The organism is Thermaurantimonas sp. (assembly GCF_046299575.1).
Lineage (GTDB): Bacteria > Bacteroidota > Bacteroidia > Flavobacteriales > Schleiferiaceae > Thermaurantimonas.
The window spans coordinates 590,944-604,638 of the sequence record NZ_JBKBHX010000001.1; the positions used below are offsets into that span (position 1 = coordinate 590,944).

Annotated in this window: 21 protein-coding genes; 20 read left to right on the top strand and 1 reads right to left on the bottom strand. The window is 42.4% G+C overall.

Annotation, left to right across the window (positions count from 1 at the left end; genetic code table 11):
• Positions 1–90: 90 nt before the first annotated feature.
• The 20 genes from ACK4EX_RS02420 (at position 91) to ACK4EX_RS02515 (ending at position 13,459) form a co-directional block, all read left to right on the top strand.
• Entirely contained in the window at positions 91–1,074 is a 984-nt protein-coding gene (locus tag ACK4EX_RS02420; RefSeq protein WP_277028947.1) for an HK97 family phage prohead protease, read from the top strand.
• A gap of 99 nt (positions 1,075–1,173) precedes the next feature.
• On the top strand, positions 1,174–2,091 hold the full coding sequence (locus tag ACK4EX_RS02425; protein ID WP_409769376.1) for a hypothetical protein: 918 nt from the start codon (positions 1,174–1,176) through the stop codon (positions 2,089–2,091).
• Between the two features lie 8 nt (positions 2,092–2,099).
• Complete coding sequence (locus tag ACK4EX_RS02430) at positions 2,100–2,594, top strand: hypothetical protein (RefSeq protein ID WP_409769377.1); 495 nt, start codon at positions 2,100–2,102, stop codon at positions 2,592–2,594.
• The gene (locus ACK4EX_RS02435) at positions 2,579–3,163 is read left to right on the top strand and encodes an N-acetylmuramidase family protein (protein WP_277028944.1); all 585 of its coding nucleotides are present in this window, start codon (positions 2,579–2,581) and stop codon (positions 3,161–3,163) included. Before ACK4EX_RS02430 ends, ACK4EX_RS02435 begins: the two co-directional genes overlap by 16 nt.
• Positions 3,160–3,507 carry a hypothetical protein gene (locus ACK4EX_RS02440; protein WP_277028943.1) on the top strand — a complete coding sequence of 116 codons (348 nt, stop codon included), beginning with the start codon at positions 3,160–3,162 and terminating at the stop codon, positions 3,505–3,507. The genes ACK4EX_RS02435 and ACK4EX_RS02440 overlap by 4 nt, the downstream gene beginning before the upstream one ends.
• Positions 3,504–3,767 carry a hypothetical protein gene (locus tag ACK4EX_RS02445; RefSeq protein ID WP_409769379.1) on the top strand — a complete coding sequence of 88 codons (264 nt, stop codon included), beginning with the start codon at positions 3,504–3,506 and terminating at the stop codon, positions 3,765–3,767. The genes ACK4EX_RS02440 and ACK4EX_RS02445 overlap by 4 nt, the downstream gene beginning before the upstream one ends.
• Before the next feature lie 13 nt (positions 3,768–3,780).
• Positions 3,781–4,947, top strand: coding sequence for a DUF2586 family protein (locus ACK4EX_RS02450; RefSeq protein WP_409769381.1), 1,167 nt, complete (start codon positions 3,781–3,783; stop codon positions 4,945–4,947).
• A gap of 14 nt (positions 4,948–4,961) precedes the next feature.
• Complete coding sequence (locus ACK4EX_RS02455; RefSeq protein ID WP_409769383.1) at positions 4,962–5,378, top strand: hypothetical protein; 417 nt, start codon at positions 4,962–4,964, stop codon at positions 5,376–5,378.
• Between the two features lie 3 nt (positions 5,379–5,381).
• Complete coding sequence (locus ACK4EX_RS02460) at positions 5,382–5,765, top strand: hypothetical protein (protein ID WP_277028940.1); 384 nt, start codon at positions 5,382–5,384, stop codon at positions 5,763–5,765.
• Positions 5,766–5,785: 20 nt separating this feature from the next.
• Entirely contained in the window at positions 5,786–6,088 is a 303-nt protein-coding gene (locus ACK4EX_RS02465) for a hypothetical protein (protein WP_124396731.1), read from the top strand.
• A gap of 260 nt (positions 6,089–6,348) precedes the next feature.
• Entirely contained in the window at positions 6,349–8,241 is a 1,893-nt protein-coding gene (locus ACK4EX_RS02470) for a tape measure protein (protein ID WP_409769385.1), read from the top strand.
• Positions 8,242–8,244: 3 nt separating this feature from the next.
• The gene (locus ACK4EX_RS02475; protein WP_409769387.1) at positions 8,245–8,775 is read left to right on the top strand and encodes a DUF6046 domain-containing protein; all 531 of its coding nucleotides are present in this window, start codon (positions 8,245–8,247) and stop codon (positions 8,773–8,775) included.
• Positions 8,776–8,794: 19 nt separating this feature from the next.
• The gene (locus ACK4EX_RS02480; RefSeq protein ID WP_409769389.1) at positions 8,795–9,751 is read left to right on the top strand and encodes a hypothetical protein; all 957 of its coding nucleotides are present in this window, start codon (positions 8,795–8,797) and stop codon (positions 9,749–9,751) included.
• A gap of 5 nt (positions 9,752–9,756) precedes the next feature.
• Positions 9,757–10,251 carry a hypothetical protein gene (locus ACK4EX_RS02485; RefSeq protein WP_124396727.1) on the top strand — a complete coding sequence of 165 codons (495 nt, stop codon included), beginning with the start codon at positions 9,757–9,759 and terminating at the stop codon, positions 10,249–10,251.
• A complete protein-coding gene (locus tag ACK4EX_RS02490) occupies positions 10,244–10,516 on the top strand; it encodes a hypothetical protein (RefSeq protein ID WP_124396726.1) in 273 nt (90 codons plus the stop codon). Before ACK4EX_RS02485 ends, ACK4EX_RS02490 begins: the two co-directional genes overlap by 8 nt.
• Positions 10,513–10,746: a hypothetical protein gene (locus ACK4EX_RS02495; protein ID WP_124396725.1), complete on the top strand. Its 234-nt coding sequence runs from the start codon at positions 10,513–10,515 to the stop codon at positions 10,744–10,746. The genes ACK4EX_RS02490 and ACK4EX_RS02495 overlap by 4 nt, the downstream gene beginning before the upstream one ends.
• Positions 10,743–11,318, top strand: a complete 576-nt coding sequence (locus tag ACK4EX_RS02500; protein WP_409769391.1) for a hypothetical protein — start codon at positions 10,743–10,745, stop codon at positions 11,316–11,318. Before ACK4EX_RS02495 ends, ACK4EX_RS02500 begins: the two co-directional genes overlap by 4 nt.
• A 1-nt stretch (position 11,319) precedes the next feature.
• Positions 11,320–12,216 (top strand): hypothetical protein, encoded by an 897-nt coding sequence (locus tag ACK4EX_RS02505; RefSeq protein ID WP_409769392.1) that lies wholly within the window; start codon positions 11,320–11,322, stop codon positions 12,214–12,216.
• On the top strand, positions 12,213–12,650 hold the full coding sequence (locus tag ACK4EX_RS02510) for a hypothetical protein (protein ID WP_124396722.1): 438 nt from the start codon (positions 12,213–12,215) through the stop codon (positions 12,648–12,650). Before ACK4EX_RS02505 ends, ACK4EX_RS02510 begins: the two co-directional genes overlap by 4 nt.
• Complete coding sequence (locus tag ACK4EX_RS02515; protein WP_124396721.1) at positions 12,647–13,459, top strand: hypothetical protein; 813 nt, start codon at positions 12,647–12,649, stop codon at positions 13,457–13,459. Before ACK4EX_RS02510 ends, ACK4EX_RS02515 begins: the two co-directional genes overlap by 4 nt.
• Positions 13,460–13,468: 9 nt before the next feature.
• Here ACK4EX_RS02515 and ACK4EX_RS02520 read toward each other — a convergent pair.
• Positions 13,469–13,695, bottom strand: a 227-nt coding sequence (locus ACK4EX_RS02520) for a hypothetical protein (RefSeq protein ID WP_409769394.1), incomplete at its 5' end; no start/stop codon positions are given.

Below are 13,695 nucleotides of genomic sequence, written 5' to 3' on the forward strand. Positions count from 1 at the left end.
TAAATATTTGATTATGAATTAAATAAATGACAAAAAAAATTATTTTTTTATTGAAATAAAAAGATAAATTTTTGCGCAAAAATAAAGTATATGACTCTTGAATTTGTACTAACAGATGAAACTGTAAACAGATACGGATATCGCATATTAGTAGATGGTATAGATACAAGTAATTTCGAAAAAAACCCAGTATGCCTGCTCAACCACGATACACAGGCGGTAAGCCTGGGCAAATGGCGAGACTTAAAGAAGGTAGGAGACAAAGGCCAACGCCGACTAGTGGGCACACTTGAATTTGACCCGGATGACGAAAAGGCCGTGCAGCTGTACCGCAAGTACCATAATGGATTTATGAGAGCTGTATCTATAAGCCTGATACCTATAGAAGAGAGCGATGAAAAACACCTACTGCTGCCTGGGCAAAAGCACCCTACCGTGACCAAAAGCGAGCTGGTAGAGGTAAGCTTGGTATCGGTGCCCGGCCAATCAAATGCCGTAAGGCTAATTACACCAGAGCACACTACCTATACATTAAAATTTCTAAATACATCACATATGAAACAGGACCAACAAAAAGAACAGGACCAAATCTCCCTCGATGAGCTAAAGAGAGAGCGAGCAGAATACTTGATAGAAAAGTATGGATTGGAGCACTTGCAGCCAGAGGAGAAAAATGCACTTCTGATGCTGGCTTTAAACGACTACCAGAACACTAAAGTGCTTCTGGAAGTACTTAACCCGGCAAAGCAAAAAGCCAAACAGGCAAGCCTATTGGTAGAACTACACGCCAAAAGGCTACAGCTGAGCCCAGAAGAAAAAGAACTCTACACCAAGGCAGCAATGCTCGATTACGAAGCTACGCGCAAAAAGCTCGAATCTATGCAGAGCAGGCAGCTGCAGAGCTTCATCGACAGCTTAGCCCCTAATGAGGTAAAAAGCGATGACCGCAGCAAGTGGACCTTGCTAGACTGGTACAAAAATGACTTGGCCGGGCTGGTAGAAATGAGCAAAAATGAACCGGAAAAATTCAAGCAATTAGAGGCCGATTTTAAACAGAAAAATCGCTTGCTATAGCAAAATGTATCCTTGAGTGTAAAAACGCCTTGCGAAGCCTGCGAAGTGGCTTGCGAAGCGCGCTGAATTAAAAAGTACTAACCACAAAAAGCAAACAATATGTCAATCACATTAGCTACACAAAAAATCGTATTTCTGAGCAGCCTACAGGAAGAGTATCGAAAAATTGATACTTGGCTGAACGACCTCGAAGACCTGAGCACCTTTGTGACCGAAGGGCAGACACTGCGCTTTCCGGAGGCGGGAGCTATGCCACAGGTGTATCGCAACCGCACTACCGACGTAGATAGCGTAGAACCCAGCGAAACCACCTATGATGTAACGCTTGACTACTACGACAGCCAGAACTTTAAGATACGCAACATCTTCGACCATGCCTTGCCCTTCGACAAGATTCAGTACTACACACGGCTGAGCGCAGAAAGCATTTTGCTGAAGGAAATAAACGATGCAGCCTACAACTTAGCCCCCGATACATCCGGGCCAAGGCGAGTGGTAATAGGCACTACAGGGCCTAACAGAAATGGCTTTAAAATGTGTACCCTCGACGATATTGTAGCCTTGGCACGCGCCTGCGACCAACAGGGCTTTCCGGAACAAGGGCGCAACCTGGTGCTGCCCAGCGATATGTGGTGGGACCTAATCACTAACAACGAGATCCTGAAAGCACAGCTGGGCTACCAGCAAAACAATGGCGTGATCAACCCCACTGTGGTGAATTACTACGGCTTTAAAATCCACAAAGCCTCAAACAACAGCCTAGTGGCTTACAACGTAACTACCCAAACTAAGGCAGCTCAAAATGCTTTAATTAGTGGCAATATAGTACCAGCCGGCTTCGTGTTTGTGAAAAGTCAGGCTTTTAGGGCCAGCGGAGCCTTTGAAATGTATTTTAAGTCAAAAGAAAACAACCCCACAGGCAGAGCTACTGAGTTTGGCTTTAGCCATCGCTTTAAGGCTGATTTTGTACTGAATGCCAAAAGATATAGCGGCTTGATCTACAGCGCAAAAGTATAATAGCAGCGATGATAGCATCGATCTACAAAGCTGTAAGTGAGTATGCCGGCACTCAGATGCCCTGGCTGGCCTATATCGACCTACAAAAAGGGCAAATTCGCAGGCCAGCACAGACCTATCCCATACCGTTGCCAGCCCTGCTTGTAGAGTTTCGATCGATTAGCTACGGGCATCTGGTGCAGGGCAAGCAGCTCGTGTCGATGCAAATCAGGCTAAGCCTATATCTGCAGCTGCTTACCGACACACACCAAGGCGCACTGATGCAAGAAGAAAGCCTGATGATGCTCTCTCGCATCGAAGAGGTAAAGCAACACTTCGACGGGCTACTAATCAACGGCAGCTGCAGGTTGCTCAACCAGGCGGACCTCCAACCCGAATTTGGCACAGACTACATGGCTTACCACAGCGACTACAGCAGCAGTTTCTACATTAAAAGTGCCGTGCTGCGCCGTGCTAAAATCAACCAAACACTTATAGACCTAAAAGAATGGATAAGCGACTGAAAGCTAGTGATATAGAGTCTATCAGCAGCACATACGGCTTAGAGCCGGCACTGGTCAGGGCCCTGGTGCAGGTAGAAAGCCGCGGCAGAGGCTTCTTACCCGATGGCCGACTGGTCATCTTGTTTGAGGGGCACGTCTTCTGGAGGCAGCTGCTGATACGCAGCATCAACCCCCTACAGCACCAAAAAGGCAACGAAGATGTGCTCTACCCCTACTTGGACCGCAAAAAATACCTGGGCGGTGCTGCTGAATGGACTCGACTGGAGAAGGCCATGCGAATACATCGCGAAGCAGCTATGTGCAGTGCCTCTTACGGGCTGTTTCAAATCATGGGATTTAACCACCAGAACTGTGGATATGCCACCGTGCAGGCCATGGTAACTGACTTCGAAAAATCAGAATCTAACCAGCTACTTGGAGCTATCACCTTTTTGAAAAACACCAAGCTGCTCGATGTGCTTGCAGCTAAAAACTGGAGAGAATTCGCTCGCAGATACAACGGCCCCGGCTATGAAAAAAACAACTACCACACCAAGCTAGAGCAAGCTTATAAAAAATTCAGAGAGTGAAAGAGATAGCCATATCAATAATTACCGGCCTGATGAGTGGTGGATTGGCCAGTTTAATCTTAGCCATTCAAAACTTTCGCCTGCGCAGAGTCGAAAGCAAAAAAGTACTGGCCGAAACCGAAAGCATAGCCGTAAAATCGCTCTCTGATGCACTCAATAGACTTCGGCAAGACTACCAAGACCTCGTGTCCGAAAGCGAAGAGCTGAAAAAACACATACGAAAACTCAAATCAGAAATAAACACCCTCTACAAGCTGCTCGACAAAATAAACAGCTGCCATGCTAAAGAGTATTGTAATGCTTACAACGACATAACCTCTAACCTCAAAAACAAAGACTTATGAGCACTCGAAAAAAAACACAAACAGATAACCAGCCTAACCAATCCAATAGCACTGCTGAAAACACAACTGCTACAGCCACATCTACTGCACAAGAATCGCTGATGTCTGAAGCCTTTAGGCTGATGAAACAGCACCACCTAGAGGCAATCTTCGCTACCAGTGACGGCTACTTCTTTACTAAAAAAGAATACGCCCAAAAATATGCTGAAAAAAACAATTTTGAAGTATGGACCTATACCATGCCTGATGATAATACATAAAAACTGCTAACCTATGTTACCCGGTGTAAAAATTTTACTAGACGATACGACCGTATCCATTCCAAGTCAGATCGACGACGGTGTAGTAGGCGTGCTCTGCTGGGATCCAGCTATTTCGTGGCCAAACTATACACATCTATTGTTAAGAAGGCCTTTAGATCTGACTGTGCCTGTAAGCAATCAATTAATTAGGTTTATAGATGCCTTCTACAGTGAAGCGCCTGAGGGCACAAAGCTCCACCTGTACAAGGTGCCCCAGACTATGCCCCTGCATGAGGCTTTTAATATTGATAACCCCGATTGCCCGGCTCGCAGGCTCATAGAGCTCAGCAAAGGCGAAATATCGATGCTTACGGCAAGCTACCTCTATCCGCGTTCACACAATTACCAAATACTAAATGGCGTATGTGAGCAAATCCTATCAACAATCGATCTTTTAGATTCATTCAATCAATATCTGTTGATTAATCAAAAGACGCCGGTGGTGACCATACTGCCTGCTTTGCGGCTCGAGCCTACAAGTTTTTATTTAGACCGTCAGACTGAATTTGTAGGCCTAGCCACTATGGAAATAAACCGAACTACTACCTACATAAACTTAGGCTATCTGGCAGGCCGCATAGCGCGCATACCGGTGCAGCGCTCCATTATGCGAGTAAAAGACGGGCCTATCAGACTGATGCTACAAGATGAACAAGCATTAAATACCAACCAGCTATCACTACCTGAGGCTGAGCTTTTATTTAGTAATAAAATAATATTCCCATACAGACACGTAGGCCTGCAAGGATGGTACTGGATGAGTGATCAGCTCTTAAGCCATACAAACTACGGCAGGATACAGCGCGCCAGAGTATTTAATAAGGCCATGAGGGTAGTGCATCGCACCCTCTTGCAAGAGCTTTCAGAAGAAATACCCCTTACAGAAGAGGGCACCCTGCCGGCAATGATTGTGAAAGCACTGCAAGCTAAAGTAGAGGCTGAGCTGGTACGCGAGATGACCTCACGCGGCAACATAAGCACCGACCCCGACAAGCCCAGCGATACAGGAGTGCGCTGCTACATAGACGAAAAACAGAAAATACTGAACAACAACAAATTAGAAGTTCAGGTGCGCATACGGCCTTTTGGCTACAGCGATTACATAGAAGTAAAACTCGGCTATGAGGTAATTAGTTAAAAAAAAAAAAAACCATGTTTGATTCAAGAGAATACGAATTCAGCGACATCACCCTGATACTGGGTGGCAGAGACGTGACCGGCGTACGCGGTATAAAATATACCGTAAAACAAGAGAAAGAGCTGGTGTACGGCAAGGGCAAAGAGCCGCTGAAAATACAAAGCGGCAACAAGAGCTACGAAGGCGAACTCACCCTACTACAGAGTGAGCTAGAGGCCCTTATAGCAGTAAGCCCCGATAAAAGCATACTGAGCCTGCAGCTCGATGCGGTAGTGACCTATGGCAACCCTAGCCAGGGCGATGTGATGATTACCGATGTACTGCAAGGCATACAATTTACCGAAGAGACAAAAGAGAGCAAAACAGGCGACAAATTCCTGGAAATCAGACTCCCGTTCATATTCCTGCGCAAAAAAGCTCAATACAGTTAAAAAATGAAACCACTGCTTTTTATCATTAGCTTTACTGTGTTAGCAGGCTTGCTAACTGTAACATGCAGCAGCACCAAGCACCAAGTGAGCATACCCGAGGTGGTATTCGTACCAGGTGCGAGCTATAGCACCGAAATACCAGTAGAAAGGCTCATACCAGGAGATTCCTTTTTTTTTTACGACCAAGAAAACTCCGTAAAAATACACATGCAAGTTGACAGCAATAGGCTATTAAAAATCACTGCCGACTGCCCTGATGCTGAGGTAGCCGTAGAAAAAGAAATCGAATTCATTGAAATTCCGAAATACCATAACCCCTTAAGCACCATAATCGTAGGCCTGCTGATAGGGGTAGTAGTGGGCATAGCATTGCGAACGCTTCGATAACCCTAAAAAACCAATGTACAATGAGTGAACTAATCGGCCAAGTACCCCAATCAGAAATCGATGCCTGGAAGGCAAAATACGGCAAAGTAATAGGCGTAAAGGTAGAAAATCACATAGCCTACTTGCGCCCACCTGACCGCAAGATCATCAGCTACGCCAGCCAGGCAGGCAAAGACCCAATAAAATTCAACGAAATACTGCTCAACAACTGTTGGCTAGGAGGCAGCGAGGCGATTCGCCAAGACGACAGCCTCTTTCTATCAGCCAGCTCGGTACTCTCTGAACTTATTCAAATCAAAGAGGCAGAATTGATAAATTTTTAGAAGCTGTCAGGGTTCAGCAAAGCGACTGGATACGCCAGGCCGACACTCTGATTCGCCACTACCTGCACTGCGACCCTGACAGCCTAACAGACCAGCAGTGGTGCATGCGCCTCAAAGAAGTAGAATGGCTACTTCAAACCCTTAATCAACAAAAATAGCAGCTCTAAAACTAGGCCAAGCAAAAAAAATACCCCCCTGGCCAACATATACATCCAGTAAAAAACCACATAAATAGCCAACACCTCAAGCATGACGAGCCCATGAATACCCTGGTAGAATACACCCTATATCTGCACGACAAGGTAAGTGCTACCCTGCAAAAGATAGCAATAAATAACGAACAAGCACTCGAAAAATTTGCTAACCTACAGAAACAGTCGGTGCAGGTGAGCCGTACACTGGCCAACATGGGCACAAGCATCGGCAGCCTGAGCCAAAAGCTGCAACTGCTCAAAGCCGAAAGAGACTGGATACCGGCAAACGATATACAAAGCCTAAAAGCTTACAACAACGAAATAGCCAGACTAGAAAAACACATCCAAAGACTGCAAACCATCAAAGGCAACCCACTACAGCGCTGGGCAAAAGAAGCCCTCAGCGCCCTGCCAGGAGCTAACCTGCTGCTCAATCCGATAGTGGCCATCTCAACAGGCGTAGGCATCATAAGTCGATTGGGCATCGAGGCAGAAAAGACCGCCAAAGAATTTGAGGTAATGCTGCAAAGCAAAGACAAAGCCGATGCCCTACTAAGCAGTATAAACGCCTACGCAGATGCATCGACATACAAAAGCAGCGAGCTTGCAAAGCTAGCCGCCATGATGCTCAGCTTCAACATACCAGCCAGCCAAGTGGTAGAAAACCTAAAAATAATCGGCGACATCGCCATGGGCGATGCCGGCAAGATGCAACAGCTCACCCTATCCTTTAGCCAGATGAGCAGTACCGGCAGACTCACAGGGCAAGATTTGCTGCAAATGATCAATGCAGGCTTTAACCCACTGCAGCAGCTCAGCAAATCAACCGGGCTAAGCATACCTCAGCTAAAAGAAGCCATGGAAAAGGGACAAATATCTGCGCAAATGGTTCGCCAGGCCTTCGCAGAAGCAGTAGGACCAAGTGGTACCTATTATAAAATGAATGAACAAATAGCCCAAACCACCTCTGGAAAGCTGAGCATGCTGGTAAAAAAATCGCTCAACACCCTCCAATCGCTCTACACCGTCATAGAGCCACTACTGGTGCCCTTGCTCGAAACTACCACCAAGCTGCTTGACCTGCTAGGCAAAGGGATAAGCTATGTGGTGGAGGGTTTTACGCGATTGCGCACAGCACTACAGCAAGGCAACATCCCCCTAATAACGCTCATAAGCGCCCTGGGTAGCTATCTGCTCACCATACAAGCAATCACTCTGTACAAAAACATAGCCATAAAGGCCACACACCTATGGACGGCTGCACAAGCAGGCCTCAATACCGTGTTAAAAATGAACCCCATAGCGCTAAAAATCGCTCTACTGACAGCATTAGCCACGGCCATCTACTTGGCATTTCAGAAAATTGGATGGTTCAGAGGGGCCGTATATGCCGCCTGGGAAGCCCTAAAAGGTTTCGGCCAGATGCTAAAAATTTTACTATTTGACAACCTAAAGAATATCTTACAAGGCATTGGCCAAGTCGGAGAGGCACTACTGGCACTCTTCCAAGGTAAATTTCAAGTGGCAGCACAAAAAGCTAGCGCAGCCTTCAATAACCTTACAGGCATAAACACGGCCAATCAGCTGATCGAAAGCTTTAGCACTACTAAACAAAAAGCTCTATATGCCTACGAACAAGGAGTAAAAGAAATAGAAGAAAAACAGAAGAAAAAAACTACACGCACCGATGTGAAAAAACCAAAAAACCTCTATGACCTGGTAACGTCAGCAGCCCAAAATACCATGATGCCCGAGGAAATACCAGCACTCAAAGGCGGCCTAACAAGCTTAAATACAAGCTCACATAGCCCAACAACACAAACTAAACAAATAACAATCAACGTCCAAAAATTCATTGACCAGGTCGTATTTAACCACTACGAACAAAGCGAAGACGAACTGCGCGCGAAGCTCGAGCGAATCATGCTCCAAATACTAATAAGTGCACAAAATGCATAAACAATGAAACCCAGCAAAGCCATCGGCATAGCCCTACCTCCATACCTGCCTACACAAAAGATAACCGTACAACTAACCGAGGCTACAATACAAAACACAGAGCTTAACGCACTAGCTGAATTCCGCTATCCCTTCAAATTAAAATTTGAAAACGAGCTTGATGGGTTTTTGCTGCCACTCGAGCCAGTAATTACCATAAGTGGAGCAAATAAAATCGTGCGCAGATACATACAAAGCGGAAAAAAAGGCAGCGTAAAAGAATTCTTCTGTACAGACGATTACCGAATCACCGTAGCAGGGCTGCTGTGTAGCGATGAAAATGCAAGCGCCGAGCAGTATGCAAAACGCCTGAAAAGCTATTTAGAATCAAACGAAAGCCTACAAGTACAATGCCCCCTGCTCAACGAAGTCTTCGATATCTTCTCAATCGTAATCGATAGCTACGAATTCCCCTTCACCCCAGGAGAAGAATACCAGCAATTCACCTTTACGGCTTATAGCGACGAAAGTTTAGAACTCTTTATAGAAAACTAAACAAAACACGATGCTATTGATGCAGCACAAAATACTCATAGCAGGCAAACAGCTCAAAAACCTAGAGCGCCTAACAATTATCAACAGTGTAGATGCCCCTTTAAGCACTGCCGAAATAGTTATACCATACAAAACAATACGCAGGCCCTTCACCGTACTTCATCAGTCTAACTCAGACCTTTCACTCATCAAAAAAGGAGCAGGGGTTGAAATACACTTAGGATATAACAATAAATTAAAACTGGAATTCGAAGGCTACATTACTCATGTAGATAAAGACAATACCAGCATAACAGTGCAATGTGAAGACAAATTTTTCGAATACAAAAAAAACATTGCCGATAAAATCTTTACAAACACCAGCATAGAAACAATAATTAACTACATACACCAGCAGCTAAAACTGCGCAGACCATACAGCATTGACATAGATATAAAATATTCAAAATTTTCTATAATTCAACAAACAGCCTACGATGTACTTAAAAGATTAGCAGAAGAAACTCACCTGCAAATTTTTATAAAAAACGACCACCTATACATCACCCCTAAAATGTTAAAAAAATTTAATCTCATAAAATACCATACCGAAAAAAATATTGAAAAAATAGAATTTGAAAAAACAAACCTATCAGAACACAAAGTAGAAATAATTATAGAAACAAAAAATAAACAAGGACAAACCATACAATACACCTACGGTGAAAGAGGAGGCGATAAAATATACCTGAAAATACAAGGAATAGAAAATCAAAAAGACTTAAATAAAATAGCTGAACAAGCCTATAATAACACCAAAATTAACTACCAAAAAAAATGTAAAATAATCGGATGGCTACAGCCCTATACCTCACCAGGCGATGTAGTAGAACTAAAAGGAACAGAAATAAACGACGGACTCTACTACTGCCAAAAAGTAGAAGTACACTACGGCGAAACAGGAGGAATGCGTAACCTATACTGTGTAGAAATTTAAACAAAATGAAAGAAAAAGAAATCAAAGACATAATAAGAAAAATATCCCATACAAACACATCGGATATATTTTTTACAGCCGAAGTAAAAGAAGTAAAACAAACCAGCTGTACAGTGATTGAAAAAAATACCTTAATACATGAAGACGTATGGCTAGTAGCAGCTGGAAACGCTGAAAATGCCCTAATAATTTATCCCAAAGTAAAAAGCAAAGTGCTAATAGCCGATCTGTCAGAAGGTAAAAGAGCACTATTGGCAATTTTGCAATATAGCCAAATCGAAAAAATCGAACTGCTCGGCGACCAATACGGAGGAATACTCATAGCCGAAAAAGTTGTAGATTGGATGAACAACGTATTCAACGATTTGCAAACACTAAAAAACCTTCTGCAAGCCACACCCATCGCCGGAAATGGAGCCCCCGCTAACATACTCTTTACCCCCCAAACCAAAATGGTTCAGCTCGATAACGTGATAAACAAAAAATTAAAACATGGGTGATATAAAAATAGACACTACCGGAGACCTCGCATATCAGAACGGGGATTTTTCGATAGAAACTCATCAAAAACAAAGCGCATTGATTGTGCTATATAGTATGCGAGGAGATTTTAAAAACAATATATACATAGGTGCCGACCTGATAAAACTAATTGCAACGGAAGATGCAGACAAAATATTCGAAATTAGAAAAGCATTGAAATTTGATGAAATAAATCCATCTAAAATCGATATTGAAAATAATCAAATAAATCTAATACTATGAGCGAAAATTACGAATTTGACGATATTGATATATCAAAAAAAGTTAGACCATACACACTAATAAGTGTGTTGCTTTTATTTTTTTTATTTGCAATTTTAGATGCATTAAATTTATTAAAAATAACGGATAAATATATAGAAATAATTGGCGATATTTGTTACATGGTAATAGGCTTCTACTTCTCAAGTAGAGGAGTAGAAAAAATATTTAGAATTATTAAAAAGAAATGAGAGTAATAACTACACAAGTAAATCAAACAATTTGGGATATAGCCTTACAATATACCGGTACAATAGATTCAGTGTTTACTATACTCGAAGCAAACGCATTCTTGCGCCCCGATATTACATTACCAGAAGGTATTAAAATATTAATACCAGATACAGAAATCAACAAACAAATAAAAGATTATATCGAAAAAAATAACATAATACCCGCGAGCGGTGATATGTACACACAGATACCATTAAATGAAGAAGATATGATACAAATAAAACAAATATTAAACTACGAATTCTCAAATGGACCTGGCCCCATGCCCGCCGTACGCCTATCAAATTTAAAAGGAGATGTAACCATACAAATAAATTATGACCGAGTAGAAGAATCAAACAACACGATCTACTTAGAACATAGCATCGATGGATTGCACTTTGTGCAAATACCAGAAACAGAAATACAATTACAACCCGAAGAAAATACACACATCTATACACTTAATATACTGACAAATTACCTACGAGTAATGCTTAATAATGAAACATCACAAGGCATACTAAAAGAAATAATCTATCGAGTATAAAATGGCACGAAGCATCGCTGAAATATACAACGAACTGAATCGCGTAAAAGAAAATATGCAAGAACTGCACATGTATGTGTGTGAAGGCACTCAAACCCTTAGACGCGATACGGCCGAAAACTTGCGCGCTGATTTACAAAATGGCAGTAAAGTAGCCATATGGCGCCTGTGGCTGTGGATAATGGCCGTAGCTAGCTGGATGGTAGAAAATCTATTTGAGAACCATAAAAAAGAAATACAAAAAATCATCTCAAATACTCGACCTCATACATTACAATGGTATACCGAAGAAAGCAAAAAATTTCAATATGGCTATGCCTTAACCTGGCTGGGCGACCGGTTTGGCTACAGCTCTGAACGCCCCGAATCCCAAATAATAAGCTACAGCTCAGCCTCAGAAGAAGCAGGTAAAATACTACTTAAAGTAGCTAAAGGCAACAAACCAAACTTACAACCCCTATCGCCCACCGAGCTGGTGGCCTTTACCGAATACTGGCAAAAGTGGAAAGACGCCGGCGTACAGCTCGAAATACGCTCTCTACCAGCAGACCAAATATCCATTCACGCAATAATAGAAGTGGACAGAATGGTACTAGACAGTAATAACAAATTGCTGCGCGACCCACAAATAGACCCAATCCGACAAAAAATCGATGAATTCGGAGCTTCACTCGAATTCGATGGAATATTTCGACTATCGGACTTCGTAGAAGCCTTAAAAAGTGCTGAAGGCGTAAGAGATGTTCGCATACTTTCAGCCAAACACAAAAGCCATATTTCAGGATGGCAACCAATACTGATGTCCGTAAAGCCCTATAGCGGGTATTTTATCTTTGATTATAACGATAGCCTCCTAGAATACACTGCTGTTGAAGATAACTTATTCACCAGTATATGAATTTGAATATAATTCGAACAGCACACTTGCTGATACCACCCTTTTTGCGAAAAAAAAGATTTAAGGCTTTTATCACAGTATCAGTAAGCTATCTGAATTACCTATGTGAAAGTCAAAAACTTTATCGATTTCAAATCAATACACTGCTACAAGTCACCCCTCAAGTCATCTACATAGAAAGATACCTTAAGCAGTTTTTTAATGACCAAATACGATTACAGGAAGGCTACTACTTAGGTCCCTTTCTGAATACAGAAAGCGCTATCTATCTGAACCCACTTAATGAAGTCGCCCATATCTACTACAGCGGAGAAGCTAAAATAGATTTTGTGGTGCAAATACCGGTAAGCCTTCAAACCCAAAAACAGCAAATAATGCGGCTGATAAACTTTTTCAAATTGCCTGGCAAAAAATATAAAATAGACTTAATATGAACCGTATAGAAATACAAGAAGGAGGATTTCCGCTAAGAGCTGAGGATATTCTCTTGCTACAAGAAAACCTTTTTGAAATACAGCGCCATTTAACCGCCCTGGTAAACCATCAACCCTGTATATTAAAAGGAATGCACATAACCCAAAGTGGCAATGCGATTACCTGTCAGAGCGGCATCTTATATGTAAACGAAGAGATTTTTCTGGTACCGGGAGCCACTTTTACATACAACCCCGATCAATCCCTGTATTTAGTACCACACACATCCATGATCGACAATAGAATCTATGCTGATGGCCAAGAACATGCTTGTCAGCAGATTCGAATCTACATCTACCAGTACACAAGCACACCCCCCGTACAATCACTTGCCTTAAACCAACTTAAACGCCTGTCAGACTTAGTACACCAGTCTGTCAAAGGGTTTTTAATAGAGGATTTTGCATTAAATAAGCAAGTAAACCTTTCTTATCAAGCAGGATTTACAGCAGCAAATCAATCACAATCAGCAACCATTCTATACAATGATTACGGAAATATCATGATAACAGCACAATTTAATGCATCCCAGAGCAATGGAGTACTGTTTGTCATGCCCCAAGACCTCAGGCCCCCACAAGATATCGTCACATCATTTTTTAATGGAACAACAAATGGCATTCTGGTACTCAAAGCAAATGGACAAGCTTTGGTGTACAATGCCTCACTTAGCGCAACTAATTACATAACCTTTCAATTTAAAAAGAACTTTGAGCCGACAATTTTTTACAATATAGCTGTTCAAAACACAGGCCCAAATAGTAATTAATTTCTTACATTAACTTTTTATTAAGCACATTTCGAAATTTATTAAATTTCGTTTTGGAAGTAAAGGCATAACGAGGTTTTCAAATCCTTTAATGTACAAAACACCGTTGTACACCCATACATTCACTTTATCTGCTTCGCGCTCTGTGGTGCTTACAGCGCTCTTATTAAAGTGCAGCACAAAACGGTCGGGGTTGTTTGATGGATTGTGGGTGAAGGTATAATCGCCATTGTTCA